The organism is Variovorax brevis (assembly GCF_030317105.1).
Lineage (GTDB): Bacteria > Pseudomonadota > Gammaproteobacteria > Burkholderiales > Burkholderiaceae_C > Variovorax > Variovorax brevis.
Genome location: NZ_JASZYG010000033.1, coordinates 1 through 26,813, shown reverse-complemented (window position 1 = coordinate 26,813; position 26,813 = coordinate 1). Strand labels below are relative to the sequence as shown.

Genomic DNA, 26,813 nt, shown 5'->3' with positions numbered 1-26,813 from the left:
TCCACACCATGAGCACGCCCAACACCCTTCTCAATGTCAACGGCATCGAGGTCATCTACAACCACGTCATTCTGGTTTTGAAAGGCGTGTCGTTGAGCGTGCCCGAAGGCGGCATCGTCGCGCTGCTCGGCGGCAACGGCGCCGGCAAGACGACCACGCTGCGCGCCGTAAGCAACCTGCTTGCGGGCGAGCGCGGCGCGGTGACCAAGGGCACCATCGAACTGCGCGGCGAACGCATCGAAGCGCTCTCGCCTGCGGCGCTGGTGCAGCGCGGATTGATACAGGTGATGGAAGGGCGTCACTGCTTCGCCCACCTGACCATCGAGGAAAACCTCATGACCGGCGCCTACACGCGCAGGGACGGCAAGGGCTCGGTGGCCGAGACGCTGGAAAAGGTCTACGCCTACTTTCCGCGCCTGAAGACGCGCCGCACCTCGCAGGCGGCCTACACCTCCGGCGGCGAGCAACAGATGTGTGCCATCGGCCGCGCGCTGATGGCCAACCCGAGCATGGTGCTGCTCGACGAGCCCTCGATGGGCCTGGCGCCGCAGATCGTCGACGAGGTCTTCGGCATCGTGAAGGACCTCAACGAAAAAGAGCGCGTGACCTTCCTGCTGGCCGAACAGAACACCAACATGGCGCTGCGCTACGCGGACTACGGCTACATCCTGGAGAACGGCCGCGTGGTCATGGACGGCGAGGCGAAGAGCCTGCGCGAGAACGAAGACGTCAAGGAGTTCTACCTGGGCGTGGGCGGTGCGGACCGAAAGAGCTTCAGGGACGTGAAGAGCTACAAGCGACGCAAGCGATGGCTGGCCTGACCCCGAGTCACAACCTATGAGCAACGAGCACTACGATTCCCTGGAGACGCGCGATCCGGCCGAGCGCGAGCGCGCATTGCTGGCGGCCCTGCCGGTGCAGATCGCGCACGCGCAATCGGAATCTGCGGCCTTTGCGCAGATCCTTGCCGGCGTGGACGCCGCCGCGGTGAACTCTCGCGACGCACTGGCGAAGCTGCCCGTCACGCGCAAGTCGGAACTGCTGGCCCTTCAGAAAGAACGGCGCCAAAGCGATCCGTTCGGCGGCTTTGCAGCCATCTCGCGCGGTCCGTTGATGCGGCGCGTGTTCGCCAGTCCCGGCACCATCTACGAACCCGAAGGTGCGGCACCGGACTACTGGCGCACCGCGCGCGCGCTGTTTGCAGCGGGCTTCAGGCCGGGCGACCTGGTGCACAACTGCTTCAGCTACCACATGACGCCCGCGGGTTCGATCATGGAAACCGGCGCGCACGCGCTGGGGTGCACCGTGTTTGCCGGCGGCACCGGCCAGACCGAGCAGCAGGTGGAGGCCATCGCCGAACTCAGGCCGGCCGGCTATGCGGGCACGCCGAGCTTCCTGAAATTCATCATCGAGAAGGCGGCCGAACTGCAAGTTCCGTTGCCGTCGATGACCAAGGCACTGGTGTCCGGCGAAGCCTGTCCGCCGAGCCTGTGCGACTGGCTGTCCGAGCGCGGCGTGCATGTCGCGCAGTGCTATGCCACCGCGGACCTGGGCCTGATCGCCTACGAAACCACAGCGCGCGAAGGCTTGGTCATCGACGAGGGCGTGCTGGTCGAGATCGTGCGGCCCGGCACCGGCGACCCGGTGCCCGAAGGCGAAGTGGGCGAGGTCGTGGTGACCACCTTCAACGCGGACTACCCGCTCGTGCGCTTTGGCACCGGCGACCTCTCGGCCATCCTGCCGGGCACCTGCCCCACCGGCCGGACCAACGCACGCATCAAGGGCTGGCTGGGCCGCGCGGACCAGACGACGAAGGTGCGCGGCATGTTCGTGCATCCGGGCCAGGTGGCCGATGTGGTGCGGCGCTTTCCGGAGCTGGGGCGCGCGCGCCTGGTCGTTGAAGGCGAGATGGCGGACGACCGCATGAAGCTGATGATCGAATGCCTCAACCCGCCGGCCGGAATGGCCGAACGCGTGATCGAGGCCATCCGCGAGGTGACGAAACTGCGTGGCACGGTGGAATGGGTCGAACCCGGCAACTTGCCCAATGACGGCAAGGTGATCGAGGACGCGCGCAGCTATCGATAGTGGCGTAGGCGCCATCCGACAACGAACATGACTTGGGAGCGTCTTGGCGCGCGCCCCAGCTCGCCCTATTCTTCGCAGCTTCCGCCACTTGCATGAATTGCAGAGAGGTTGTCGCGATGCAAAAGCTCTCCGTCTTCAACAACATCACGCTCGACGGCTACTTCACCGACGCGAACGGTGACATGAACTGGGCGCACAAGTCCGATCCCGAGTGGATGGCGTTCACGAACGCCAATGCGGGCAAGGGCGGCACCATGCTCTTCGGCCGCGTGACCTACCAGATGATGGCCTCGTTCTGGCCCACGCCCGCTGCTGCGAAGGCCATGCCCGAGGTCGCACGCTCGATGAACGAATCGCACAAGGTCGTGTTCTCGACCACCCTGAAAGACGTGACGTGGCAGAACACGCGCGTGGTCGGCAGCGGCCTGCTCGACGCCGTGCGCGAACTCAAAAGTCAAGACTCGGCCCCGGCCTGATCGTCATGGGCAGCGGCAAGGTCGTGGCGCAGCTCGCCGGCGCCGGCCTGGTCGATGAGTTCCAGATCGTGCTCTGCCCCTTGGCGCTCGGCGCGGGGCGCACGATGTTCGAGGGCATGACAAGGCCGCTGACGCTTGAACTCATGAACGAGCGGCGCTTTGGCAATGGCAACGTCGTCCTGTACTACCGAACGAACAACTGAGGTGCTGGCCATGGGCATTCAAACCATCTTCGCGAACATCAGTTGCTCCGACTTGCGCGTGAGCGAGCCCTGGTACGAAAAGCTCTTCGGAATGCCGGCGATTCGCCGCCCCATGCCGGGGCTGGTGGAATGGCAGTTCACCGAAAGCGCCGAGGTGCAGCTCTTCGAGAACAAGGAACACGCAGGCGCCAACACGCTCTCGCTGGGTGTGATTCCCTTGCAGTCCGAGAGGGACCGGCTGGAGAAAGCCGGCCTGGCGCCCGGGCCGATCGAAGAAGCCAAGGACTTCTTCATCATGCGGATGCGAGACCCCGATCAGAACCTGATCGTGTTTGCCAGCGCCAAGCGGTCGTAGCCTCGAGCTATGGCTGGCCCCGGGGCTCAGTCGATGGGAACGCCTCCGCCGAAGCGGCAGATCCAGCGGTCCCACATGTCGCGGTAAATCTCGCCCGCCGCGTCCTGCCAGGCACAGAGGGCCTGCACTTGGCCCTGTTGCGTCTGCAACGCCAGGCCCAAGGCAGCGCGCTGCCAGTCGAACGCTGTCTTTACCCACAAGGTGCTGATGTCATCGGGCATGGTGCGGTCCTCCTGTGCAGCCTGAACTCGCCACGCCGGGGTCCGGGCGCGGCACGACATCACATCTTCCAGCGGGCGCTGCGTCGCGTCAAAGACGTCCACATGCGCGGTGCGTGTTTCCATGCGTGCATGGGTCGCACGCACACTCATTGATGTGGATCAATTTACGCATCGACGAAATCCCCACACTGTGACTCATCAGAACTGCCTCAAAGGCCAGCCATGTTGCTTACCCCCGTGTTCCGCATGCCCTCGCGACCCGTCTTGCGCCGCACGGTGCGCACGGTCACCAGGTCACCGTCGGCGACACCCCGCCTTGATCGAAACGGCGATGTCGCACAAGCCACATCAGAAGGGCTGCGCCGCCCGCAACCGCCGGGTCCTGCAAAGCCCCGGGACTGACCATGACCAGCCTCATCCCGCAATGGCATGCCGAGCATGTCAACTTCTCCCGGCTCCTGAACGTGCTCGACGAACAGCTCACCCGTTTCCACGACGATGGAAGTCCGGACTTCAGCCTCATGCTCGACATCGTCACGTACCTGCGTGAGTTCGGAGACCGCTCGCACCATCGCTTCGAGGACGCCGCCTTCGCGCGACTGGTGCAGCGTGATGCGGCGCTGCGGCTGCCGATCAACCGGCTCAAGCAGGAGCATCGGGCCATGGCGGTGGCCGGTGAAGAACTCGTGCACCGCCTCCAGGAAATCATTGCCGACGCCGTGGTTCTGCGTTCGGCCGTGGAAGCCGCCGCAGCGCTCTACCTGGTGTACTACCGCCACCACCTCGCCACCGAGGAACGGCTGATCCTGCCGCGGGCCGCGCAATTGCTGACCGCGGTCGATTGGCAGGCGATCGCAAAGATTGCGCCGTTTCCCGCCGATCCCCTGTTCGGGGAAGGACCCGGCCACGACTATCGCGAACTGCGCAAGCACATGTCCGCGGACACGCTCGCGTAGCGCCGCCGCATGGCGACACCGGCACGCCCCTGGCCAATGCCCGGGGCCTTCCTGTTGTTGCCAGCCATGCGCGCGGCTACGATTCACGCGTGAACGTTTCTACACATCTTGCGGTTCTGGACGACGAACCCGACATCACGCAACTATTGGCAGCCTATCTTGGAAGCAACGGCTTTCGCGTCAGCCAGGTCCACTCCGGCGCGGCCCTGATGGACCTGATGGCGTGCGACCCTCCCAAGCTCGTGCTGCTCGATCTTGGATTGCCCGGCGAAGACGGCTTTGCCATCGCCCGCCAGTTGCGCGAGCACTGGCAGTGCGGGCTGGTCATCGTCACCGGCCGGGGCGACGCAGTGGACAAGGTGGTGGGCCTGGAAGTCGGCGCCGACGACTACGTCACCAAGCCCTTCGACCTGCGCGAGTTGCTGGCGCGCATCAAGTCGGTATTGCGGCGAATCGCGCCGCCGGCCCCGAGCGGCCCGGCAACGGCGGCGCCGGCACCTGAGCCATCCGGCGTGCTGCGTTTCGCACAGTGGCAACTCGACACCGCGGCCCGCCGCCTCTTCAACCCGAGCGGCGTCGAAGTGCAGGTCACCACGGGTGAATTTGACTTGCTCAAGGCCCTTGCGACGCACCCCAACCGCGTGCTGTCGCGCGACTTCCTGCTGGGTGAAACACGCGGACGCGATGGCGGTCCGTTCGATCGCACCATCGACGTGCAGATCGGACGCCTGCGCCGCAAGGTCGAGGCGGACCCGGACAACCCGCAGCTCATCAAGTCCGTGCGCGGCGCCGGCTACATCCTCATCCCGAAGGTGGAGGCGGGCTGAGCATGCCCGCGCCCTCGCCTGCGGAACTGGACGACGGCGCGCTGTTCCGCTCGCTCTTTGCGGCCTACCCCGACGCCTTGCTGCTGGTCGACCGGGAAGGCGTCATACGACTGGCCAACCCGACGGCGCTCGACCTGCTCGGCTACGCCGCCGATGAACTGGTCGGCCTGCCCGTCGACCAGCTCGTGCCGGATGCCATCCGGCCGCGCCATGCCGCTTATCGCAACGCCTATGCGGCGCACCCGCGCGCGCGCGCCATGGGCACACAGATGGAACTGGTCGCCAGACGCAAGGACGGCAGCGAGGTGATGGTCGAGATCGCGCTCAGCCCGTTGCAGGACCATGGCCTGCCCTACGTCGTGGCGGCGGTGCGCAGCGTTGGCGACTACCCGCGCGTCAAGCAGGCACTGCAACGCGCACGCTACGCCGAATACCTCGCGCAGTTCGGGCGCCAGGCGGTGGAGGCGCGCGGCTCGCATCAATTGCTCGAACTGGTGCCTGCCATCGCCGCGCAGGCGCTGCAGGTGGAGATGGCCAAGATCCTCCTGCTGGAGTCGAACGGCGAGGAATTCCGCATCGCGTCGGGCGTCGGCTTGCTGGACGAGGAAGTCGTCGGCCAGCACATCGCGAACGAGCCCGGCTCGCCCTCCGGCCACGTGGTGACGCACGGCGAGCCGGTGCTGATGGCCGACTACGCCACTGAAAAGCGCTTCAGGATTCCCGCGCACTACATCAAGGCGGGAATGGTGTGCGAGCTGTCGGTGCCCTTGTCGGACCGCGGCCGCACCATCGGCACGCTGGCGGTGCGCTCGCGCACGCCCCAGCGCTTCGGCGATGACGAGGTGCGTTTCCTGGAGTCCCTGTCGAGCCTGCTCGCCACGGTGCTGCAACGCACCAGCAGCGAAGAGGCGCTGAACCACGCGCAACGACTGGAAACCGTCGGGCAACTGACGGGCGGCGTGGCGCATGATTTCAACAACCTGCTCACCGTCATCTCGGGCAACCTGCAGGTGCTGGAAGAAGCGCCGGCCTATGCCAATGACGCAATGGTGCAGCAACTGGTGGGCGCCGCATCACGCGCCGCACGGCGCGGCGCGGAACTCACCAGCAAGCTGCTGGCGTTTTCACGCCGGCAGGTGCTGCAGCCGCTGGTGGTCGACACGGCGGCGCTGCTGCGATCGCTCACCGACATGCTGCGCCGCACGCTCGACCAGCGCATCGTCATCACGCTTGAGGCGCAGGAACTGCTGTGCATGGCCGACCCGGTGCAACTGGAATCGGCCCTGCTCAACATCGCCATCAACGCCCGCGATGCGATGCCGCAGGGCGGCACCATCGGGTTCGCCTGCGAGACCAGGCCATCGCTGCCTTCGGAACCTGGCGCGGAGCGCGGGCCTTCGCTGCCCGATGGCTATGTCGTCATCACCATTGCCGACAACGGCGTGGGCATGCCGGAGGCCGTGCGGGAGCATGTGTTCGAGCCTTTCTTCACGACCAAGGAAGCGGGGCGCGGCACGGGCTTGGGCTTGGCGACCGTGTATGGCTTTGCCAGGCAGTCGCGCGGCGCCGTGGCCTTGCGCAGTACGCCCGGTGTCGGCACCACGGTCATGCTCTACCTGCCGCGCGTCGACGAGAAAGGCACCGGCGACGAAGAACTCGCGCACGCCCAGCCCGGACACGTGCCCCCCGGCCTGCGCGTCTTGCTGGTGGAGGACGACGTGGAAGTGCGCCGCGTGATCGAGGCCTTCCTCCAGTCCATGGCCTGCAAGGTGGTCGCTTGCGCGGACGCCGAACATGCCTTGCAGGTGCTCGATGCAGCCACGCCCTTCGGCCTGCTGCTCACCGACGTCGTGCTGGGTGCCGGCTTGCGCGGCACCGACCTTGCCGAGATCGTGCGGGCACGCCATGCGGACCTGCCCGTGTTGCTGATGTCGGGTTACTCGAATGAACTGCTCGACGATCCGTCCGACTGGGACCTGCTTCGCAAGCCCTGCACGCGCGGCGAACTCGAAAGCGCGATGGCGCGCGTGCTCAACGCGGCCCGGTGACGCTCAATGCAGGGCCACTGCGCCCATGGCCGGCGCGCTCACGTCGCGGATGAAACTGGCGAGCGCCTCCGCCTGCGGAATGTGGATGTCGCGCCGCGCCTTGTCGGTGAAGCGGATGACGTCGCCACGCGCCAGGCGTGACAGCGCGCGGCTCACGGTTTCCAGCGTCATGCCCAGGTAGTTGCCGATCTCCGCGCGCGTCATGCGCAGGGTGAACTGGTCGGTGCGCAGTCCGCGCTGGTCGAGCGCATCGGCCCAATAGCGCAGGAAGCCGGCCACGCGTGCGTCGGCGGGCAAGGTGCACAGGGAAAGCATCGAGTCGTGGTCGCGCATGAGTTCGCGGCTCATGGCCTCGTGCATCACGACCAGCAGCGCCGGGGTTTGCACGGCCGCCTGCAGCAGCGCGTCGTAGCGCACCGCCCAGATCTCCCCCGTGTCCATGGCCACGGCGTCGCAGCCGTACTGGCCGCTGGCGATGCCGTCCAGGCCCATCCAGTCGCCCCTGAAATGCAGGCCGACGACCTGCTCGCGCCCCTCTCCCGAGAGATTGACCATCTTGAAGAAGCCGGTGTTCACGATGTAGAGGCAGCCGAAGGATTGCCCCACCTGGTAGACCGTGTCCCCCGCGTGCACGACGCGCCGCTGGATGGGAAGGGCGTCCTGCACGACCTTGAGCATGTCGGCGATACGGCGAACGCCGGAGGGACTGGAACCGGGTGAGTTGGTTGCTTCGTTCATCGCTGGCTCCTTGCCGCCGTGGGATCCGTGGGATGGACTGAAGCTTAGGAAGCCACTGCAACAGGTCCGCGACGATCAGGGGCGCCTGGGTAACAGTGCGTGAATGCTTTGTGTCAGAACGGCGTCTCATGCAGCGAAGCACACGTCTTTTGATCCCGATCAAGTCCACGCGCGGCGCAGGCCCTAATGTTGCCGCTGTGACCAGCAGTCCCCTGTCTCTCGATCCTGTCCTTGCTTCGACGACAAGCCAGTCGCTGGCGACGGCTGGCATCCTGGAGCTTTTTGCCGCGGCGCGTCGCATCAGGGCAAGCCTGCGTGCGAGCGCGTCGTTCAAGCCGCTGGCGGGCAAGAACATGGCGCTGCTGTCGGCCGCCGCACCGCCGTCCGGGCCCACCGCCTTGCATCGCGCCGCGCAGGAGCTCGGCATTCGCGTGGCGCGGGTGCGCTTTGTGGAAGCCGGGATGCCGCAGGACGTTCAGGCGCTGGCCCGCACGCTGGGGCGCCTATACGACGCCATCGATTGCGATTCAATGCCGGCACCGATGGTGCGCGAGATCGGCAGGCACGCGGGCGTTCCGGTGTATGACGGGCTGGACCTGGACCGCCATCCGGTGCGCGTGGTGGCCGACCTGTTGACGCTCTACGAGCATCCCCTGCCGCCCTCGACGCCGCTGTCGATCCGGTTGCTCGGCGACCGGGACGCGTCGCGGGGCCGAGCCTTCATGTCCGCGGCGCACCAGATCGGCTTCGACGTGCTGTCGGGCAATGCGTTGGCGGCCGCCGGCAGCGATGCGACCTTCGTCGTTGACGCCACGCACCCGCAGGCGTGGCCCTTGCGCACGAGAACAGGGCCGCTCGACGAAGAGCGGCGCGCGGACAATCACCGGAGCGTCATGCAGGCGCTGCTGCTCGACAGCATCGCGCGTGCCTGAACGGCTTGCGTGGTGCCTCAGCCCTCCTCGGGCCCCAGCCCGATGGGCGCCGGCACGCGGTTGACGATGCGCGTGAACAGCGCGCGGTATTCCTCTTCCGGTTCGCATCCGGTGAGCGGGTCGCGGTTCTTGCCGAAGGCATCGTCCAGCTCGGCCCAGTCGTCGCTTGTCAGCACACGTTCGGCCAGCGGCAGGATCTCCCGCTCTTCCATGGCCATGTGCGCCAGGTAGAAGTCGACATAGCGCTCCACCGCCGTCTCGAACTGTTCGCGTCGCGATTCGCCCAGCATTTCGAAGGCGAGCAAGGCGTGTTCGACATTGCGGATCTTGCGCTCGCCGCGCGCATGGTCGTCGTCCAGCCGGTCGAGCAGTTCGCGCGATATCGGGGTGCGCGCGCGCAGCTTGGGAAAAAGCAGCTCCGACTCTTTGCGGTGATGCCGCTTTTCCGGAAATTCATCCACATAGAAAAGCATCGCCCGAAGCGACGCGAAGTCCGGCAAGCTGCCCTTGCGACGGTGCTCGGCCAGCAGCAGGAGAATGGAACGCAGCATGGCCGACAGCGCTGCGTGTTCGTCGCGAATGATCCGGGTTGTCTCGTGCATTTCCTTGGCTCCTTCATCATCAAGACACCCAGCCTCGCGCATTCGCCCGGTGCAGACCTTGTGGCAGATCAAGAAAGGCGCGCGTCGCCCTGTGACTTCGCTGCGGGTTGCGCCAGATCAACACGCATGGCGGCGACTCTTTTGATACTGGCGGCATCCACACACGCAGGAACCGCCATGTACCAACGCATCCTTGTTCCGATCGACGGCAGCGAGACGTCGATGCTCGGCCTGGCCGAAGCCATTCGCCTGGCGCAGTTGACCAAGGGACAACTGCGCCTGCTCTACGTGATCGACGAACTCTCCTTCGCGATGACGATGGATGCCTATGCGGGCTACGCTGGCGACTGGCTCAACAGCCTTCGCGCCAACGGCGAACACCTGCTCGAACAGGCCAGCGCCACGGCGCGCGAAGCCGGCGTGCCGGCGGAGACGGTGCTGCATGACAAGTTCAATGGCAAGCTGGCCGATTCGGTCGCATCGGAGGCGATCGAGTGGCCCGCCGAATTGATTGTGCTCGGCACCCACGGCCGCCGCGGCATCGGGCGCCTGGTGATGGGCAGCGGCGCGGAGAACGTGCTTCGGAACGCACCTGTGCCGGTGCTGCTGGTGCGCGCACCTGAAGCGGTCGCGGTGATCGAGGCCGAGCAGGCCGGCACGAAGGTCAGTGCCCGATGGGCGTCACTCGCGAGGAGATGAACAAGCCATCGGGCGCTGCGCCGGTCACGGGCCTTGCGCTCGGGTTCACGCCCGAAGCGGCGCGCAGTCGCATTCACGAAGGACAATTGGCTTTCATCGACCGGCTGCTGGCGATCGATTCATGATGAAAGAGTCGCCGCATGTCTGACGCTGCTAGCCGTTCAGGCCGGCCGCGATGAGCAAGGCTGTCGCGCAAAGGGTGAGCAGGACGAATCCAATGAGTTGGACGACGGCTTGAGTTTTCATGGCAACTTCTCCTGCACGCGTGCTTCAGCGCACCACCAGCACCGGCACGCTGCAACTGGCCAGCACCTTGGTGGCCACCGATCCGAGCACGAGGTTCCTGAAGGCACCGTGCCCGTGCGAGCCGACCACGACGAGGTCGAACTGGCCGTCTTCGGCCAGCTTGGCGATGGCTGCGGCGGGGTGGCCCACTTCGTGGACGTACTTCGCCTCGATGCCGTGCCCCGCCAGGAAATCGCGCACCGGGTCGAGCACCGCCGTGGCGTCGTCGTTGTAGTAGGCATGGACCAGGTCCGGCCCGGCGAAAGCTGCGGCCCGGTGTGGCACGGCGAGCACGCCGTAAAAGACGGTGCAGTGGCTGGCTTCACCGAACCAGTCCTTGTGCGTGGTCACGAAAGACAGCATGCGCCGCGTGTATTCGCTGCCGTCCACGGCAAGCAGGATTTTCATGTGCGCCTTTTCTTTCCAATAGCGAATCGGGGAAGCTGTGCACATGGTCGGCCATGCGCCAAGAAAAAGCTTTGCGCCAGCGCAAACAGATCAACTGTTGCGCCGCTTCCAATTGCGAAGTGGATTCACTGAAAGGCCTGGATGCGTCGTCTTCTCCTGCTGACCAATCGCCATCGCGCGCCCTCGACGAACGTGTGGCTGGGCTTGCTGCTCGCCTTCAACGCCGGCGCAGTGAATGCCGGGGGATTTCTCGTGCTTCGCATGTACACCTCGCACATGACGGGATTCGCGTCGCAGGTGGCCGACGGACTGGTGCTCGGAAACATCACGCTGGTGCTGAACGCCGTGGGTGCCATCCTGGCGTTCACCTCGGGCGCGGCGGTCTGCGCCATCCTGGTCAACTGGAGCCGCCACCATCGCCTGCACAGCGTCTATGCGCTGCCACTGCTGCTGGAGGCGGCACTCATGTTTCCCTTCGGGCTGGCCGGCGCCATCACGCTGACATGGTCCACGCCCTTTGCCGTGCCGCTCACCGTGCTGCTCCTGTCTTTCATCATGGGCCTCCAGAACGCCGTGGGCTCCAAGACCTCCGGCGGCAGCGTGCGCACGACGCACATGACCGGCAACATCACGGATCTCGGCATGGAGCTGGGCAAGCGCTTCTACTGGGCCCGCAGCGGCAGGCTGCCGCCGCGCATGCTGCACGAGCTCAATCTTCGCCGGATGGGTATCACCGGCGGTTTGGTCGCGATGTTCGTGTTGGGCGGGGGGACGGGCGCGCTGGGCTTCAAGTACGCGGGATTTGTTTTCGTGGTGCCGCTTGCGGCGCTGCTTCTCGGGCTGTCGGTGCCGCCGTTGTTGAGGGACTTGCCGCGGTCACGCGGTTTGTTGAGGGGGCCGCTGGGGAGGAACTGGAAGGATTGAGGGGTGCGGACTTGCACATGCGCTGGACAGGCGGGCACTGCCTCCATGTCGACGGTACGTTGAACACGACGAATCAGGTTGAATGTCCGTAGAGAACGAGGCGCCTGTCGGCTCATGCAAAAGCGCTCGGCCCCAATTCCATTCATCAGATGTGCGGCAGCGTACAGACCGGCTCGCGCAGTTTGCGCATGCTCAACGGTTATGCACCGTTGCGTCCACTTCAAAAGTGTTCTGTTGGAAGCGGACCAAGCCAAGGAGTGGCAGCAATGCCCATGCACCTGCTCGTGCGCCTGAGCTGCGCTCAGCTTCCGACAGAGCTCGACGGGAACGACGACATCGAGAGATGTCGCGTGCTCCGTGCTGCCAGGCTCATCGAAGCGGACATCCCTCCCGTCCTGCACCTGCGAGGTCGTACCAGCTACGCGGGGCATGCCACGGTGACGTGCGTGACGGCGAGCGGCAAGGCGGCTGTGGGAACGCGCACCTGCGCGCTGGCAGAGAACCTTCCCGGGAAATCGGTGGATGCGGTGCAAGTCGATGCTGAGTCGACGGAACATTAGGGAGACTCTGGCCACTCAACGGCAAAGATCCAGAATCTCCTGACCCAGGTCCATCCACAAGGCCTGCGCCGCCAGCGCCGCAAGCAGCACGCCAGCCATCCGTGCGCCCCACCCGTCCGCTGACCGTGCCATGCGGGCCCGAAGCCGTTGCCACAGCCAGGGTGCGGTCACCAGCGTCAAACCGCTGCCCAGCGCAAAGAGGACCATCGCAATCGCGCCTTCGAACGGCCCGTTGCCCAGGCTGGCCAACGCCAGGGCCGAATAGAGCAAGCCGCAGGGCATCAACACCCACAGCGCACCCGTAGCAAGCACGCCGAAGCCCGAGCGCGTGTGGCGTCGAACGCGACCGGCCAACTCGCGTCCCAGGTCGTGCGCCCACGCTGGCTGCCGCCCCAGCACCATCAGTGCAACGCCCCACGCAAGCAGCGCCGCATGAAACATGACCCACAACGGCCTCACTGCCGCAACGTGAACGCTCGCGAAGGCAAGCGACTGCGCGGCCATGGCGACCGCGGCACCGGCCACCGCATAGCTTGCAACCCGACCAACATGAAAGGCCAGCGTCGCAGAAAGCCCCCGCGACAACGCCGTGGCGCCGGCATTCGCACTCACCGGCGCCCGCACCAGCCGGATCACACCCGCCGAAGCCGCACCGCACATCGCCACACAATGCGGCCCGCCCGCCAATCCCATCGCGAGCGCTGCGCCGGCCAGGGCAAGCTGCATCACACGACGCGCGAGAAGCGCGCGCGGTTGCGGTCGGCCTGCAGGTAGCGGTCGAAGACCATGGCAATCGCGCGCACGAAGAACCAGCCCATGGGGGTGACTTCGAGGTCGTGGTCGCTCAGCTTCACCAGGCCCTGGGCCATCAGCGGCCCCAGCGCCGCGAACTCGGTCGCAAAGTGATCGCGGAAGTCGACCAGGTGCGCCTGCCCCATCGCCTCGAAGTCGAGGTGCCCCTGGCACATGATGGCCATGATCACGGAACGGCGCAGTACGTCTTCGCGCGTGAGGGCCAGGCCGCGCACGACCGGCAGGCGCCCTTGGCCGAGGAAGTCGTAGTACTCCTCCAGCGACTTCGTGTTCTGGCTGTAGGTGGCGCCGATGTGGCCGATGGCCGACACGCCCAGCGCCACCAGGTCGCCATCGGGTTGCGTGCTGTAGCCCTGGAAATTGCGGTGCAGCCGGCCTTGCCGCCTGGCCACGGCCAGTGCGTCTTCGGGCAGGGCGAAGTGGTCCATTCCGATGTAGACATAGCCCGCGGCGCACAACACCTCGATGGCGCGCGACAGCATCTGGAGCTTGTCCGCAGCCGGCGGCAACTGCCCGACCTGGATGCGCCGCTGCGCCTTGAAGCGCTCGGGCAGGTGCGCGTAGGAATAGAGCGCAATCCGGTCGGGCCGCAGTGCGCAGACCTGTTCCAGCGTCTGCTCGAAGGTCTCGGCCGTCTGCAGCGGCAGGCCGTAGATCAGGTCGACGTTGACGGAATCGAAGGCCAGCGCCCGCGCGGCCGCCATCAAGTCGAACACCTGGCTGGCAGGCTGCACGCGATGGACGGCTTTCTGCACGTCGGGGTCGAAGTCCTGCACGCCGAAGCTCAGGCGGTTGAAGCCGAGCGCCGCGAGGTTCGCGAGGCGTTGCGCATCGACCGTGCGGGGATCGACCTCGATCGACCGCTCCGCGTCGCGTGCGAACGCAAACGAGTCGCTGAGCACGGCCATCAAGCGTCCCAGTTGCGCATCGTCGAGAAAGGTGGGAGAGCCGCCGCCCAGATGCAACTGGCGGATGGGCGCACCGGCGCCGAGCTGCGCGGTCTGCAGCTGCACTTCACGCGCCAGGTGGTCGATGTAGACGTCCGCCCTGCCCTGGTGGCGCGTGACGATCTTGTTGCACGCGCAGAAGTAGCAAAGCGAGGCGCAGAAGGGAACGTGCACGTAGAGCGACAAGGGCACCGCATGCGCGCCGGCGCTGCGCCGCTGCCGCAGGGCCTGTGCATAGTCGCCTGCGTCGAAGGCTTCCACGAAACGGTCTGCCGTCGGGTACGAGGTGTAGCGCGGGCCGGCGATGTCGAAGCGCTCCAGCAGCTTGTGCGACGGCAGCGCGTGGCGAGCGGGGGCTTGGGCTGGCATGCAGATGATCGACATCGGGACTGGCTCGCACTCGGAAGGAAGTGGTCAATGGTCCGTCAATGCGCGCGCCGTGCCTTGACCTGCATCAAACCCGCTTCACCTTCTGCCGACCAGAATCGGATGCATCCATTCAAGCCACGTATGACCACCACTGACAACGTCAAGGTCGCCTGCTCCAGCTGCAACCTTCGGGAACTCTGCATGCCGGTCGGCCTGCAACCCGATGAACTCAAGCGCATCGACGGCCTCGTTTCGAACCGCCGGCGTGTGCGGCGGCGCGAGCCGCTGTTTCGCAACGGCGAACGCTTCACCGCGCTGTATGCGATCCGCAGCGGCTTCTTCAAGACTTGCGTGGCGAGCGACGACGGCCGCGACCAGGTGACCGGCTTCAACATGGCCGGCGAGATCATGGGCATGGACGGCATCGTCCACGAGCATCACACCTGCGACGCGATCGCCCTGGAAGATGCCGAGGTCTGCGTGATTCCCTTCGGCCGGATCGAGGAGGTGTCGCGCGAAGTGCCGGCGCTGCAGCGCCACGTACACCAGATCATGAGCCGCGAGATCGTGCGCGAGCATGGCGTGATGCTGCTGCTGGGCAGCATGCGCGCCGAGGAGCGCCTGGCCGCCTTCCTGCTGAACCTGGTGCAACGCCTGCATGCGCGCGGCTTCTCGCGCTCGGAAGTGCTGTTGCGCATGACGCGCGAGGAAATCGGCAGCTACCTCGGGCTCAAGCTCGAGACCATCAGCCGCATGCTGTCGAAGTTCATGGAGGACGGCATCCTCGACGTGCAACAGCGGCACTTGCGCATCCTGGACGCGGACGCGCTGGAACGCATCGTCAATCCGCCTGGGTGCTGATGCCAGCAGGCGCGTCGGCGGGCGGCTTCGTGGCGATGGCCAGCGTGAGTGCGCTCGTGGCGCATCCCACCAGCCAGAAGACGAAGAAGCTCGTGGAGTAGATCGCCTGCCGCGTGTAGCCGAGCCCTTCGCTTCCCCACCGAAGCTCGGTGGGATCGACGAAGGCGAACACCAGCGATTCCATCAGGCATGCCAGCAGGAAGGCGGGCCACAGTATCGAGATCCATTGGCGAATGCTGATCATGGCGCAGCCTTCGCAGGCGCGGTCGCAGGCGCCGGCAAGTCCTTGCCCGGCGTCATCGCATGGTTGCGCCCGGCCATGGCGGGAATCAGCGCCTTGGCGTCCAGGCTTCGATTGATCTCCACGCCCTTGCGGTAGTAGTCCGCATCCACCACCGAGTCGGTGGTGTTCACTGCCAGCCAGGCCGTGGCCAGGCCGGCGACCACCACGACCGCGGGCAAGCCGATCACCAGCCACACGAGCGGAAACTTCCACCACGGCGCGTTGTCGGGCTGCTTCGTCATGTCTTGTCCTCTGCGAATCATCATCTGGGCACCAGGAAGACGGCCTTCTCGGAAACGCGGGCGCTTCCGTCGGCCGAGATCACGTCGACGTAGACCGGATGCGAGCCCGGCGGCGCCTTGTCGGCCGGCATCTGCAGCCGCACCGCCACCCAACGCGATTGCGCGGAAGGCACCTCGATGCCATCGGCGGGCGCGACCTGCAACCCTTCCAGCCCGCTGACCGAAAGACGGTAGCTTTGCGGCTTCTCGGTGGCGTTCATGATCTGCAGGCGGTAGACGTTTTCCAGCTGCCCTCCTTCGGCGATGCGCGCCAGCGAGCCGCGGTCGCGCACCACGTCGACCTTGAGCGGCACGCGCACGACCAGGCTGGCCAGCAGCGCGATGCCCAGCGCGAGCAGCACGGCGCTGTAGACCAGCACGCGCGGCCGCAGGACGCGGCGCAGCATCTGCTTGCCGGTCCAGCCGCCGGCCATGCTGTTCTCCGTGGCATAGCGGATGAGCCCGCGCGGCTGCGCCATGCGGTCCATCACGGTGGTGCAGGCGTCGACGCACAGGCCGCAGCCGATGCACTCGTATTGCAGCCCATCGCGGATGTCGATGCCCGTGGGGCAGACCTGCACGCACAACGAACAATCGATGCAGTCGCCCAGGCCCATCGCCCGATGGTCCTGTCCCTTGGCGTGCACTCCACGCGGCTCGCCCCGACCGATGTCGTAGCTCACGATGAGCGTGTCGCGGTCGAACATCGCGCTCTGGAAGCGTGCATAGGGACACATGTACTTGCACACCTGCTCGCGCATGAAGCCCGCGTTGCCGTAGGTCGCGAAGCCGTAGAAGATGACCCAGAACACTTCCCACGAGCCCATGCGCGTCTGCAAAAACGCCATGCCCAGTTCGCGGATCGGCGTGAAGTAGCCCACGAAAGTAAAGCCCGTCCACAGCGCGATGCCCAGCCACACGACGTGCTTGAACCATTTCTTGACCAGCTTTTCCATCGAGAAGGGCTCGCCGTCCAAGCGGATGCGCGCCACGCGGGTGCCTTCGATCTTCTGTTCCACCCACATGAAGATCTCGGTGTAGACCGTCTGCGGACAGGTGTAGCCGCACCACAGCCTCCCCGCCACGGCCGTGAACAGGAAGAGCGCCAGCGCGGACAGCACCAGCAGGCCCGACAGGTAGATCAGGTCCTGCGGATACAGCACGAGCCTGAAGATGTAGAAGCGCCGCGCCGACAAGTCGAACAGCAGCGCCTGCCGCTCGCCCCACTGGAACCACGGCGTGGCATAGAAGAACAGTTGCGTCGCAAACACCATCGCCCAGCGCCAGCGGGCGAAGTTGCCGCGCACGCTGCGCGGGTAGATCTTCTTCGTCGCCTCGTACAGGCGGCCGTCCTGCGCCTCCACCGCGATGGGGACGACTTTGCGGGGCCGAGCGGAGCCGGACATGCCAGGTCGCGCGCTCAGGGCGAGGTCTTGGGTGCCGCTGCGCCAGGCTTGTTCGACAAGCCCCACACATAGGACGCGACCACCTTGATCTGCTCCGGCGTCAGCCGCCCTTCCTGTGCAGGCATCACGTTGTGCTTGCCGCTGTTGATGATCGAGGTGATCGCTTCCTGGCCATAGCCGTGCAGCCAGGTGCGGTCGTTCAGTGCGGGCGCGCCGATCGCCTGGTTGCCGATGCCGCCGATGCCGTGGCAGGCTGCGCAGGCCGTGAACTTCGACTTGCCCAGGCCGGCGGCAACCGAGTCGGTGGAACTGCCCGACAGGCTGAGGACGTACTGGGCCAGGTTCCTCACCTCATCGGCCGTGCCGATGGCCGCGCCCATCGGTGGCATGACGCCGGTGCGTCCCTTGTTGATGGTCTCCACGATCTTGTCCGGCGTGCCGCCATGCAGCCAGTCGGTGTCGGTCAGGTTCGGAAAGCCCTTGCTGCCGCGCGCATCCGAACCGTGGCACTGCGCGCAGTTATTCATGAAGATGCGTTCGCCAATCGCCATTGCCTTGGGGTCGGCAGCGATGCCTTCCACCGGCATGGACGTGTAGGCCGCGTAGATCGGCGCAAGATCCTTGTCGGCCTGCGCGACCTCGGACTGGTACTGGCCCTGCGCGCTCCATCCCAGCTTGCCGTTGAAGCTGCCCAGTCCGGGAAAGAAGGCCAGGTACGCAAAGCCGAAGATGATGGTGATGACGAACAGCCCCACCCACCACATCGGCAGCGGATTGTTCGCTTCGCGCAGGTCTTCGTCCCATACGTGACCCGTGGTTTTGTCGGCGCTCGCCGCCACACGCTTGCGTGCCGTGAGCCACAGCAGCAGGATGCAGGCAAGGATGCTCGCGACGGAAATCACCGCCACGTAATTGGCCCAGAAGCTGTTGATGAAGTCGTTCATGGCGTGCCTTTCAGTCCTGCTCGAAAGGCAGCTGGGCGGCTTCCTCGAACCTGCGCGTGTTGCGGCGCGAGAAGGTCCAGACCAGGATGCCCATGAAGACCAGGAAGCAGGCCACCGTGGCGGCGACGCGAAGTGTGGTGAGGTCCATTTGCTTCGGCTCCCTTACTTGAGCGCCAGGCCCAGCGACTGCAGGTAGGCAACCGTTGCTTCCATCTCGCTCCTGCCCTCCACTTCCTTCGACGCGGCGGCGATCTCTTCGTCCGTGTAGGGCACGCCGACGCGGCGCAGCGCGCGCATGTGGGCCGGCAGCGAGGCGGCGTCGACGGGTGTCTTCTCAAGCCAGGGATAGGCCGGCATGTTCGACTCCGGCACCAGGTCGCGCGGGTTGTTCAGGTGGATGCGGTGCCACTCGTCGCTGTACTTGCCGCCCACGCGGTGCAGGTCCGGGCCGGTGCGCTTGCTGCCCCACTGGAAGGGGTGGTCGTAGACGAACTCGCCCGCCACCGAGTAGTGGCCATAGCGCAGGGTCTCCGAGCGGAAGGGCCGGATCATCTGCGAATGGCAGGTGTAGCAGCCTTCGCGCTGGTAGACGTCGCGGCCCGCCAGCTGCAATGCGCTGTAGGGCTTGAGGCCCTTGATCGGCTCGGTGGTGGACTTCTGGAAGAACAGCGGCACGATCTCCACGGCGCCGCCGATGGCGACGACCAGGAGAATCAGCACGATCATCAAAAGGTTGTTGGTCTCCACCTTTTCATGGGTGAAGCCGGTCGATGGTGTGTTGCTGGAAGACATGGCTTTGTTCTTTTCAGGCGTGGGCTGCGGCAACGTGCGGGATCTGCGCGCGGGCGGAGGTTCCGGTGATCACCGTCATCCAGACGTTCCACGCCATGACCAGCATGCCGCCCAGGTACAGCAGGCCGCCGAGCAGGCGCACCACGTAGAAGGGATAGGTCGCCTTCACGCTTTCGACGAAGGTGTAGGTGAGCGTGCCGTCCGGGTTGATGCCGCGCCACATCAGCCCCTGCATTACGCCTGCGATCCACATCGCGGCGATGTAGAGCACCACGCCGATGGTGGCCGTCCAGAAATGCAGCTCGATGGCGGGCACGCTGTACATCGTCGTGCGGCCGTACATGCGCGGGATCAGGTAGTAGAGCGCGCCCATCGAGATGAAGCCGACCCAGCCGAGTGCGCCGCCATGCACGTGGGCGATGCCCCAGTCGGTGTAGTGGCTCAGGGCGTTGATGGTCTTGATCGACATCATCGGCCCCTCGAAGGTGGCGATGCCGTAGAACGAGAGCGCCACGATGAGAAAGCGCAGGATCGGGTCGGTGCGCAGCTTGTACCAGGCGCCTGAGAGCGTCATCACGCCGTTGATCATCCCGCCCCAGCTCGGCGCCAGCAGGATCAGCGAGAACACCATGCCCAGCGATTGCGTCCAGTCGGGCAAGGCGGTGTAGTGCAGGTGGTGCGGACCCGCCCACATGTAGGTGAAGATGAGCGCCCAGAAGTGCACGATCGACAGGCGATACGAGTACACCGGCCGCTCGGCCTGCTTGGGGATGTAGTAGTACATCATTCCCAGGAAGCCGGCCGTGAGGAAGAAGCCCACCGCGTTGTGGCCGTACCACCACTGCACCATGGCGTCCTGCACGCCGGCGTACATCGAGTAGCTCTTCATCCAGCCTGCCGGCATCGACATGCCATTGACGATGTGCAGCAGCGCCACCGCGATGATGAAAGCGCCATAGAACCAGTTGGCCACGTAGATGTGCCGCACCTTGCGCTTGCCGATGGTGCCGAAGAACACGATGGCGTAGGCCACCCACACCACCGCGATGAGGATGGTGATGGGCCATTCGAGTTCGGCGTATTCCTTGCTGCGCGTGAAGCCCATCGGCAGGCTGATGGCCGCCGCCACGATCACGGCCTGCCAGCCCCAGAACACGAACGAAGCCAGCTTCGGCGCGAAGAGCCGCACCTGGCATGTGCGCTGCACGACATGAAAGCTGGTCGCCATCAGCGCACAGCCGCCAAAGGCGAAGATCACCGCATTGGTGTGCAGCGGCCGGAGGCGCCCGTAGCTCAGCCATGGAATGCCCAGGTTGAGTTCGGGCCAGGTGAGCTGCGCCGCGATGACGACGCCGACCAGCATGCCAACGACACCCCACACCACCGACATGAGAGCGAATTGCCGCACGACGGTGTCGCTGTAGATCGCGGCGGGAGCCTGGGGTGCCTGCATCGTGAGCCCTCTTTCTTGTTGATTGGGGGCAGTGTCCGCGTGCATCGGCCGCGGCTTTTTGATGCAGATCAATCGTTGTGCAGGATGCGTTCGCCTTCGCGATCGACGTCGTCGAATTGGCCACGCTCGACCGCCCACCACAGGCTCGCCAGGATGAACAGCACCAGCACCACCGACACCGGAATGAGCAGGAAGAGGATGTCCATCAGCTTGCGGCCTTGCGCTGGCCTGTCAGCCGCGCCGCGTTCAGCACCACGGCCAGCGAGCTGGCCGCCATGCCGATGCCGGCGAGCCAGGCCGGCACCCAGCCGGCGATCGCCAGTGGAATGCAAAGGGCGTTGTAGCTGGCGGCCCACCACAGGTTCTGTCTAACCACGCGCAAGGTGCACCGGGCCTGGTGGATGGCGGATGGAATGGTGTCGAGCGATGCGCCCGTCACGATGAAATCCGAATGCGCCTGCGTGAGCGGCACGGCTTCTCCAAAGGCAAAGGATGCGTCGGCGCGGGCCAGCGCGGGGCCATCGTTCAGGCCGTCGCCCACCATCGCAACGCGGTGGCCCTGCCGCTGCAACGCGGACAGGATCAGCAGTTTTTCTTCGGGCGTGCAGTCGCCCTTCACTTGCCGGATTCCGGCTTGCTGTGCGACCGTGCGCGCCGAAGCCGCCTGGTCTCCCGACAGCAGATGAACCGCCAGGCCTTGCGCCACCAGCGCAGCGACGGCAGCGGCGGCATCGGCGCGCAGTTCCTCGACGAGCACGAAACTGGCGACCCATCCAGCGTCGTCGCTCAGGTGCACCTGCGTGGCGTCGACCTCCAGCGCAGGCACGCCGCAATGCGCCGCGGAACCGAGCCGCATGGGCAGTGGATGGCCATCCTGATGGGTGCGGAGTGCGAGGCGTGCCTCCAGTCCCTGCCCGCCGAACTCCGCAAGCTGCATCACCACCCATGCGGGCGGCGAGGAAAACGCGGCGCTCCACGCCTGGCTGAGCGACCGTGCAGCCGGGTGCAGCGACTGGGCAGCCATCGCAGCGGCCCGCTCCAGCGCATCCCGCGGTCGCATGCCCTGGCGGCAATAGATGCGATCAAGGCGGGGCGTGGCGCGCGTCAGCGTTCCCGTCTTGTCGAAGATCACGGTGTCGATGCCGGCGAGCGATTCGAAGGCCTGGAGCTTGCGCACTACCACGCCGTGCCGGGCCAGCCAGCCGGCACTGGCCAGCGTGGCCGCGGGCGTGGCCAGCGAGAGCGCACACGGGCAGGTCACGATCAGCACCGAGACCGCGACCATCAGCGCCTTGCCGTGATCGATCGGCCACAGGAGCGCCGCACTGAGCGCCGCGGTGGCGAGCACGGCCAGCAGGAAAGGCCGCGCCACGCGATCGGCCAGGCGCGCCAGGCGCGGCCTGCTCAGCGATGCGCTTTCCATGAGTTCGACGATCCTGGCGTAGCGCGTGTCCTGCCCGGTCGACTTGATGAGCACTTCCACGGCCGCGCTCAGGTTGTGGCTGCCCGCCAGCACCTGCGCACCGCAGCCGCGCGCGACCGGCCGCGACTCGCCCGTCAGCAAGGCTTCGTCGGCCGACGTGTCGCCCGAGAGCACGATGCCATCGCCCGGAAAGCTTTCACCCGGCAGCACACGCACGACGTCGCCGCGCACCAGGCGGCGCACGGCCACGCGCTCGAAGCCGCCGCCCGGCATGCGCCGCTCGCAGCTTTCGGGCAGGTGGTTCATCAAGGCCTCCAGCGCGCCCGCGGTGCGGTCGCGCAGCCGCGACTCCAGCCAGCGACCGGTGAGCAGGAAGAAGACGAACATGGTGAGCGAGTCGAAATACACCTCCTCGCCCAACGGTCCCTGCGGATCGAAGGTGGCGGCGGTGCTCACGACGAAGGTGATTGCGATTCCCAGCGCCACCGGCAGGTCCATGCCGACGACGCGCATTCGCAGGTCGCGCAGCGCACTGCGAAAGAAGGGGCCGCACGAAAACAGGATCACCGGCAGCGTGAGCACCCAGCTCGCCCATCGCAACAGTTGCGCGGCATCGGCCGACATGTCGCCGGGCAGCGCGACGTAGGCGGGGTACGCGTACATCATGACCTGCATCATGCAAAGTCCGGCAACGAGCCAGCGCCACAGCGCCAGCCGCGCCTCGCGCTCGCGCCGCGCCCGCATGAAGGTGTCGCCCGCCGGCACGAGCCGATAGCCCGCATTCGCGCAAGCCTCGAACCAGACGGAAGGCTTGATGCGCGCGGAAGACCAGACGACCCGCGCCCGCCGGGTCGCGGCATTGACCTCTGCCTTCTCTACACCGGGCGCCTGCGCCAGGGCGGCTTCGATGGTGAATGCGCACGCGGCGCAATGGATGCCCTCGACCAGTACCTGCGACTCCCAGAGGCCAGTTGAGGGATCGCCGTCGAGCGGGCGGCTGAAGGCCGACCACTCGTTCGGATCGTCCAGCAAGGACCCGTTCTGCCGGGCCGCGCTGGCAACGGGTGGGCCCTGCGTTCGGTCGACCGGATCGAAGTGGGTCGCAGCATGCATGAAGACGAGGCTAAGCGCCTCGCCGTGCCGCAGGCTTGATCTGCATCAACCCCCGGTGCGGTGCACGAGCGGCTTTTTCTTCAGTGGCGCGCACCTGCCACGACACGCCCGATCCACGCCAGCAGCACCGCCACCACTTCCTCGCGGTTGATCTCGTTCAGGGTTTCGTGGCGCGCGCCGCCGAACACGTGGCATGACACGTCGCGCAGGCCGGCTTCGCGATAGCGGCGCACCAGCGGATAGAACCATTCGGCCTTGTTGCTCACCGGGTCCTGGTCGCCGGTGAAGAGATAGACCGGCAGTTCGGGACGGATGCGCGGCTGCATGGCGGCGGGCACGAGGTCGGCAAGGCCCGCGAACATGGTGCCCATGCCCTCGGCCGTGACCGTGAAGCCGCACAGCGGATCGGCGATGTAGAGGTCCACTTGCGCCGCGTCGCGGCTGAGCCAATCGAACGGCGTGCGCACGTCGGGCAAGGCGGCGTTCATGTCTTCCAGCTTGAAGCCGGACTGCAGGGCCGCACCCAGCAAGTCGAGCGCCGTGGTGCCAGAGAGCACGGCGCCGGCCAGCAGTTTGCTGTGCTTGACCAGGTAGTACTGCGTGGCGAAGGAGCCCATGCTGTGGCCGATGAGGATGAGCGGCAGCCCCGGATGTGCCGCCTGTGCATGTCGGCTGAGCAGCGCCATGTCGTCCACCAGTCCCGAAAAGCCGCGCGGGCCGAACTCGCCCAGTTCGCCGAGTGCCTGCGCCACCTTGCCATGCCCGCGATGCTCGTTCGCGTAGACGACGTAGCCCGCCTGCGTGAGCGCATCGGCCAGCGGACGGTAGCGCAGCGAATGCTCGCCCATGCCGTGCGCGAGTTGAATGATGGCGGTGGGCGCGGCAGCGTTGTCTTGCCAGCGGTGGGCCTCGATCGCGTGGCCGTCTCCGGCAGTCAACTCGAAGTGCGTCTCGGTGCTCGGCATGCGGTGCTCCATGGGCAAAAGGGATCGCCATGCTAGCGGGTTGGACGCAGTGATGCACCCGTCGCTGCGCCAGCCAGGATGGCATCACAGCAAGCCGTACTCGCCGAGTTCTTGCGCCAGCTGATCGGCATTGACGAAAAGAAAGGCCTGCAGCCCGGCGCTGAGCGCGCCTTCGACGTTCGCCATGACGTCGTCGATGAAAAGAACACTCGCAGGTCGCACGCCGAATCGCTCGATGGTGCGCAGGTACGCCTCGGCCTGCGGTTTGGTGGCGCCGACCATCGCCGAGGTGACGATCACGTTCTTGAAGTCCTGCGCGATGTCGGGACACAGGCCTTCGATGTCTTCCGCGAGCATGGGCGAGTTATTGGTGAGGCCGGCGAGCGGGCAACGCTGCTTCACCTGCGCGGCCAGTGCGAGCACGCGTGCGTCGGGTGTCATGGCCAGGCGACGAGCGGCTACCCAATCGACGCGCGACACCGGATGGCCCAGGCGCTGGGACATCTCCCGCAAATAAGCGTCCGGATCGACTTCACCGCGGTCGGACCGCGTCTCCAGGCCCGAAGTCCAGACCGCCTCGCGCACGAATTCGGCCGTGCGGCCCGTCAGCGCGCCCAACGTCCCCGCGAACGCCGCGCGGTCGTAGTGGCAGAGCACGCCGTCGATGTCGAACAGAACCAGGTGAGGGCGGGTACGCATGGGTCAATGGAATGGACGCGTCGGTCAAGCAAGGATCACGCCGCTCGCGACGATACGCGCAGAGCGCTGCCACTGCACTTGCTCCGCGCAACGGCGTTTACATCTGCGCGGAGCGCCCTCAGAATTCCCTTTCCCCAAAAGGAGAGCTCACATGGATCTCGGACTCAAGGGCAAGCGCGCCGTCATCACCGGTGGCAGCCGGGGCATCGGCCGGGCGATCGCCGAGTGCTTCGCGGATGAGGGTGCGCACACTTCGCTGTGTGCGCGCAAGGCCGATGAGGTAGCGGCAACTGTTGCGTCACTCAAGGCCAAGGGCGTCAACGCCTTCGGACAGGCGCTCGATGTCGCGGACGGGCCGGCCTTGAGTGCATGGATCGCATCGACCGCCGGCGAGTTGGGCGGCATCGATGCGCTGGTGTGCAACGTGAGCGCGCTGGCCGTGGGCGACAACGCGGACTCGTGGGAAAAAACCTTTCGCACGGACATGATGCACACGGTGAATGCCGTGGCCGCTGCGATGCCATTCCTTGAGAAGTCGGAGAGCCCATCAATCGTGCTGATCTCCAGCGTCTCCGGGTTCGAAGTGGACTTTGCAGCGGGCTCCTATGGCGCAACCAAGGCGGCGCTGATTCACTACGCAAAGGGGCTCAGCCGCCAACTGGCAGGCAAGGGCATTCGCGCGAACTGTGTATCGCCGGGCAACACCTACTTCGACGGTGGCTTCTGGCAGACGGCCGAGAAAAACCTGCCCGACCTCTTTGCCTCGACGCTGCAGGTCAATCCCTCCGGCAGGTTTGGAACAGCCGAAGAAGTGGCCAAAGGCGTGGTCTTCATTTCAAGCCCGGCCGCCAGCCGCATCTCCGGCACCAATCTCGTGATCGACGGTGCGCTCACCGTGGCGGTGTAGGAGGCCGATGCCATGGGCCACACCATCCACAAGGACCACGTCCATCACGGCTGGAACAACGCCTTTGCGCCGGCCCTGAAAATCGCGCCGGGCGAGAGCATCGAGTTCGAGACGCTGGACGCATCGTCGGGCCAGTTGAACAAGGAATCGACCGCCGCCGATCTCGAAAAGCTCGACCTCGGCCGCGTGAACCCGGTCACCGGCCCCGTCTACATCGACGGCGCGCAGCCGGGCGATGCGCTGAAGGTCACCGTGCTGTCGCTGAAGCCTTCGGGCTGGGGCTGGACCGGCAACATTCCCGGCTTCGGCCTGCTCACCGACCAGTTCCCGAACGCGCGACTGCATCACTGGAACTACGACCCCGGCCTGACGCCGGCGATGTACGGACCGGGCGGACGCGTGCCCTTGCGCCCCTTCACCGGCACCATCGGCGTGGCGCCCAAAGAGCCGGGGCTGCACAGCATCATTCCGCCGCGCAACGTCGGCGGCAACATGGACGCGCGCGACATCGCCGAAGGCTGCGAGCTTTACTTGCCCATCGAGGTGGAAGGCGCGATCTTCTCCGTGGGCGACACGCACGCGGCCCAAGGCGACGGCGAGGTCTGTGGCACGGCCATCGAAAGCCCGATCGACGTGGCGCTCAAGTTCGAACTGATCAAGGGCGCCAACCTGCGCATGCCGCGCTACGTGACGCGCGGCCCCGTCACCGATCACTTCGACAAGAAGGGCTACGAGGTGACGACCGGCATCGGCCCCGACCTGATGGCTGGTGCGCGCATGGCGGTGTCCGAGATGGTCGAGCTGCTGAGCAAGCGCTACGGCTACGAGCCCATTGACGCCTACATGCTGTGCAGCGTGTGCGCGGACTTGCGCATCAGCTCCATCGTGGACGTACCGAACTGGGTGGTGTCCTTCTACTTCCCGCGGATCGTGCTGGAATAGCGGTCTTGCCCTTGCTCCCCTCTCCCGCTTGCGGGAGAGTGTTTGGGCGCGAGGGAGCAAACCCGGCAGGCCGTGATCTTGCTTGCCTGCCATCCGACATGACCCACGCATTCTTTCAGCCCCCTGCCCAATCCCGCTACGCGCTGCGCAACCTGCGCGCACCCCGCTGCATCGTGAAGGCGCGGCGGGCTCAACCCGTCGATGCAACGGTCTGCCAGAGTACCTCAGCGGGGTTGGCAAAGCCAAGTGTCTGTCTTGGTCGACCGTTCATCTCATTGGCGATGCGATCGAAC

Annotated in this window: 33 protein-coding genes; 16 read left to right on the top strand and 17 right to left on the bottom strand. The window is 66.0% G+C overall.

The window, feature by feature from the left end:
* Positions 1-8: 8 nt before the first annotated feature.
* The 5 genes from QTI66_RS37105 to QTI66_RS37085 all read left to right on the top strand — a co-directional run bounded on the left by QTI66_RS37105 (position 9) and on the right by QTI66_RS37085 (position 3,122).
* Positions 9-821 (top strand): ABC transporter ATP-binding protein, encoded by an 813-nt coding sequence (locus tag QTI66_RS37105; protein WP_286565378.1) that lies wholly within the window; start codon positions 9-11, stop codon positions 819-821.
* 16 nt (positions 822-837) lie between these two features.
* Positions 838-2,088, top strand: coding sequence for a phenylacetate--CoA ligase family protein (locus QTI66_RS37100; RefSeq protein WP_286565377.1), 1,251 nt, complete (start codon positions 838-840; stop codon positions 2,086-2,088).
* 116 nt (positions 2,089-2,204) lie between these two features.
* Positions 2,205-2,564: a dihydrofolate reductase family protein gene (locus QTI66_RS37095; RefSeq protein ID WP_286565376.1), complete on the top strand. Its 360-nt coding sequence runs from the start codon at positions 2,205-2,207 to the stop codon at positions 2,562-2,564.
* Between the two features lie 5 nt (positions 2,565-2,569).
* Positions 2,570-2,767, top strand: a complete 198-nt coding sequence (locus QTI66_RS37090; protein ID WP_286565375.1) for a dihydrofolate reductase family protein — start codon at positions 2,570-2,572, stop codon at positions 2,765-2,767.
* A gap of 10 nt (positions 2,768-2,777) precedes the next feature.
* On the top strand, positions 2,778-3,122 hold the full coding sequence (locus QTI66_RS37085) for a VOC family protein (protein ID WP_286565374.1): 345 nt from the start codon (positions 2,778-2,780) through the stop codon (positions 3,120-3,122).
* A 26-nt stretch (positions 3,123-3,148) separates the two neighbouring features.
* Here the strand turns inward: QTI66_RS37085 and QTI66_RS37080 are convergent, their stop codons facing one another.
* Positions 3,149-3,343 carry a hypothetical protein gene (locus QTI66_RS37080; protein ID WP_286565373.1) on the bottom strand — a complete coding sequence of 65 codons (195 nt, stop codon included), beginning with the start codon at positions 3,341-3,343 and terminating at the stop codon, positions 3,149-3,151.
* 404 nt (positions 3,344-3,747) lie between these two features.
* Here QTI66_RS37080 and QTI66_RS37075 point away from each other — a divergent pair, with 404 nt between their 5' ends.
* From QTI66_RS37075 to QTI66_RS37065, 3 genes are all read left to right on the top strand, one after another.
* Positions 3,748-4,299, top strand: a complete 552-nt coding sequence (locus QTI66_RS37075; protein ID WP_286565372.1) for a hemerythrin domain-containing protein — start codon at positions 3,748-3,750, stop codon at positions 4,297-4,299.
* 89 nt (positions 4,300-4,388) lie between these two features.
* Entirely contained in the window at positions 4,389-5,126 is a 738-nt protein-coding gene (locus QTI66_RS37070; protein WP_286565371.1) for a response regulator, read from the top strand.
* Positions 5,127-5,128: 2 nt separating this feature from the next.
* Positions 5,129-7,174: a PAS domain S-box protein gene (locus QTI66_RS37065; protein WP_286565370.1), complete on the top strand. Its 2,046-nt coding sequence runs from the start codon at positions 5,129-5,131 to the stop codon at positions 7,172-7,174.
* Between the two features lie 3 nt (positions 7,175-7,177).
* Here the strand turns inward: QTI66_RS37065 and QTI66_RS37060 are convergent, their stop codons facing one another.
* Complete coding sequence (locus tag QTI66_RS37060) at positions 7,178-7,912, bottom strand: Crp/Fnr family transcriptional regulator (protein WP_286565369.1); 735 nt, start codon at positions 7,910-7,912, stop codon at positions 7,178-7,180.
* A gap of 128 nt (positions 7,913-8,040) precedes the next feature.
* On the opposite strand from QTI66_RS37060, the gene QTI66_RS37055 reads away from it, so the two are divergent.
* Complete coding sequence (locus tag QTI66_RS37055; RefSeq protein ID WP_286565368.1) at positions 8,041-8,844, top strand: Rossmann-fold NAD(P)-binding domain-containing protein; 804 nt, start codon at positions 8,041-8,043, stop codon at positions 8,842-8,844.
* A 17-nt stretch (positions 8,845-8,861) separates the two neighbouring features.
* On the opposite strand, the gene QTI66_RS37050 is transcribed toward QTI66_RS37055, so the two are convergent.
* Positions 8,862-9,446 carry a hemerythrin domain-containing protein gene (locus QTI66_RS37050; protein ID WP_286565367.1) on the bottom strand — a complete coding sequence of 195 codons (585 nt, stop codon included), beginning with the start codon at positions 9,444-9,446 and terminating at the stop codon, positions 8,862-8,864.
* A gap of 177 nt (positions 9,447-9,623) precedes the next feature.
* Between QTI66_RS37050 and QTI66_RS37045 the strand changes: the two genes are divergently transcribed.
* Both QTI66_RS37045 and QTI66_RS37040 read left to right on the top strand, forming a co-directional pair.
* Positions 9,624-10,145, top strand: a complete 522-nt coding sequence (locus QTI66_RS37045; RefSeq protein ID WP_286565366.1) for a universal stress protein — start codon at positions 9,624-9,626, stop codon at positions 10,143-10,145.
* Positions 10,142-10,270: a hypothetical protein gene (locus tag QTI66_RS37040; RefSeq protein ID WP_286565365.1), complete on the top strand. Its 129-nt coding sequence runs from the start codon at positions 10,142-10,144 to the stop codon at positions 10,268-10,270. The genes QTI66_RS37045 and QTI66_RS37040 overlap by 4 nt, the downstream gene beginning before the upstream one ends.
* Positions 10,271-10,415: 145 nt before the next feature.
* On the opposite strand, the gene QTI66_RS37035 is transcribed toward QTI66_RS37040, so the two are convergent.
* Positions 10,416-10,838, bottom strand: a complete 423-nt coding sequence (locus tag QTI66_RS37035) for a universal stress protein (protein WP_286565364.1) — start codon at positions 10,836-10,838, stop codon at positions 10,416-10,418.
* A gap of 141 nt (positions 10,839-10,979) precedes the next feature.
* Here QTI66_RS37035 and QTI66_RS37030 point away from each other — a divergent pair, with 141 nt between their 5' ends.
* Together QTI66_RS37030 and QTI66_RS37025 are read left to right on the top strand one after the other, a co-directional pair.
* Positions 10,980-11,762 carry a YoaK family protein gene (locus QTI66_RS37030; RefSeq protein WP_286565363.1) on the top strand — a complete coding sequence of 261 codons (783 nt, stop codon included), beginning with the start codon at positions 10,980-10,982 and terminating at the stop codon, positions 11,760-11,762.
* A gap of 266 nt (positions 11,763-12,028) precedes the next feature.
* Positions 12,029-12,322 carry a hypothetical protein gene (locus QTI66_RS37025; protein WP_286565361.1) on the top strand — a complete coding sequence of 98 codons (294 nt, stop codon included), beginning with the start codon at positions 12,029-12,031 and terminating at the stop codon, positions 12,320-12,322.
* A 15-nt stretch (positions 12,323-12,337) separates the two neighbouring features.
* Here QTI66_RS37025 and QTI66_RS37020 read toward each other — a convergent pair whose 3' ends face one another.
* Positions 12,338-13,048, bottom strand: a complete 711-nt coding sequence (locus QTI66_RS37020; protein ID WP_286565360.1) for a sulfite exporter TauE/SafE family protein — start codon at positions 13,046-13,048, stop codon at positions 12,338-12,340.
* Positions 13,048-14,451: an oxygen-independent coproporphyrinogen III oxidase gene (gene hemN / locus QTI66_RS37015; RefSeq protein WP_286565359.1), complete on the bottom strand. Its 1,404-nt coding sequence runs from the start codon at positions 14,449-14,451 to the stop codon at positions 13,048-13,050. The genes QTI66_RS37020 and hemN overlap by 1 nt, the downstream gene beginning before the upstream one ends.
* Positions 14,452-14,592: 141 nt before the next feature.
* On the opposite strand from hemN, the gene fnr reads away from it, so the two are divergent.
* Positions 14,593-15,312, top strand: coding sequence for a fumarate/nitrate reduction transcriptional regulator Fnr (fnr, locus tag QTI66_RS37010; RefSeq protein ID WP_286565358.1), 720 nt, complete (start codon positions 14,593-14,595; stop codon positions 15,310-15,312).
* Here the strand turns inward: fnr and QTI66_RS37005 are convergent.
* From QTI66_RS37005 to QTI66_RS36955, 11 genes are all read right to left on the bottom strand, one after another.
* Positions 15,293-15,556: a hypothetical protein gene (locus QTI66_RS37005; protein ID WP_286565357.1), complete on the bottom strand. Its 264-nt coding sequence runs from the start codon at positions 15,554-15,556 to the stop codon at positions 15,293-15,295. The genes fnr and QTI66_RS37005 overlap by 20 nt on opposite strands.
* A complete protein-coding gene (locus QTI66_RS37000) occupies positions 15,553-15,837 on the bottom strand; it encodes a FixH family protein (protein ID WP_286565356.1) in 285 nt (94 codons plus the stop codon). Before QTI66_RS37000 ends, QTI66_RS37005 begins: the two co-directional genes overlap by 4 nt.
* A 20-nt stretch (positions 15,838-15,857) precedes the next feature.
* A complete protein-coding gene (gene ccoG, locus QTI66_RS36995; RefSeq protein ID WP_286565355.1) occupies positions 15,858-17,282 on the bottom strand; it encodes a cytochrome c oxidase accessory protein CcoG in 1,425 nt (474 codons plus the stop codon).
* Between the two features lie 14 nt (positions 17,283-17,296).
* Positions 17,297-18,226 carry a cytochrome-c oxidase, cbb3-type subunit III gene (ccoP, locus tag QTI66_RS36990; RefSeq protein ID WP_286565354.1) on the bottom strand — a complete coding sequence of 310 codons (930 nt, stop codon included), beginning with the start codon at positions 18,224-18,226 and terminating at the stop codon, positions 17,297-17,299.
* 10 nt (positions 18,227-18,236) lie between these two features.
* A complete protein-coding gene (locus tag QTI66_RS36985) occupies positions 18,237-18,374 on the bottom strand; it encodes a cbb3-type cytochrome oxidase subunit 3 (protein WP_286565353.1) in 138 nt (45 codons plus the stop codon).
* 14 nt (positions 18,375-18,388) lie between these two features.
* Positions 18,389-19,018 (bottom strand): cytochrome-c oxidase, cbb3-type subunit II, encoded by a 630-nt coding sequence (ccoO, locus tag QTI66_RS36980; RefSeq protein WP_286565352.1) that lies wholly within the window; start codon positions 19,016-19,018, stop codon positions 18,389-18,391.
* Positions 19,019-19,031: 13 nt separating this feature from the next.
* Positions 19,032-20,471: a cytochrome-c oxidase, cbb3-type subunit I gene (gene ccoN / locus QTI66_RS36975; RefSeq protein WP_286565351.1), complete on the bottom strand. Its 1,440-nt coding sequence runs from the start codon at positions 20,469-20,471 to the stop codon at positions 19,032-19,034.
* Between the two features lie 68 nt (positions 20,472-20,539).
* Positions 20,540-20,677, bottom strand: coding sequence for a cbb3-type cytochrome oxidase assembly protein CcoS (gene ccoS, locus QTI66_RS36970; protein ID WP_286565350.1), 138 nt, complete (start codon positions 20,675-20,677; stop codon positions 20,540-20,542).
* On the bottom strand, positions 20,677-23,007 hold the full coding sequence (locus QTI66_RS36965) for a heavy metal translocating P-type ATPase (RefSeq protein WP_286565349.1): 2,331 nt from the start codon (positions 23,005-23,007) through the stop codon (positions 20,677-20,679). The genes ccoS and QTI66_RS36965 overlap by 1 nt, the downstream gene beginning before the upstream one ends.
* Before the next feature lie 80 nt (positions 23,008-23,087).
* Positions 23,088-23,972, bottom strand: coding sequence for an alpha/beta fold hydrolase (locus QTI66_RS36960; protein WP_286565348.1), 885 nt, complete (start codon positions 23,970-23,972; stop codon positions 23,088-23,090).
* Positions 23,973-24,056: 84 nt separating this feature from the next.
* Positions 24,057-24,671: an HAD family hydrolase gene (locus QTI66_RS36955; RefSeq protein WP_286565347.1), complete on the bottom strand. Its 615-nt coding sequence runs from the start codon at positions 24,669-24,671 to the stop codon at positions 24,057-24,059.
* 151 nt (positions 24,672-24,822) lie between these two features.
* On the opposite strand from QTI66_RS36955, the gene QTI66_RS36950 reads away from it, so the two are divergent.
* Positions 24,823-25,578 (top strand): SDR family NAD(P)-dependent oxidoreductase, encoded by a 756-nt coding sequence (locus tag QTI66_RS36950; protein ID WP_286565346.1) that lies wholly within the window; start codon positions 24,823-24,825, stop codon positions 25,576-25,578.
* A 12-nt stretch (positions 25,579-25,590) separates the two neighbouring features.
* The gene (locus QTI66_RS36945) at positions 25,591-26,520 is read left to right on the top strand and encodes an acetamidase/formamidase family protein (RefSeq protein ID WP_286565345.1); all 930 of its coding nucleotides are present in this window, start codon (positions 25,591-25,593) and stop codon (positions 26,518-26,520) included.
* Positions 26,521-26,813 lie beyond the last annotated feature (293 nt).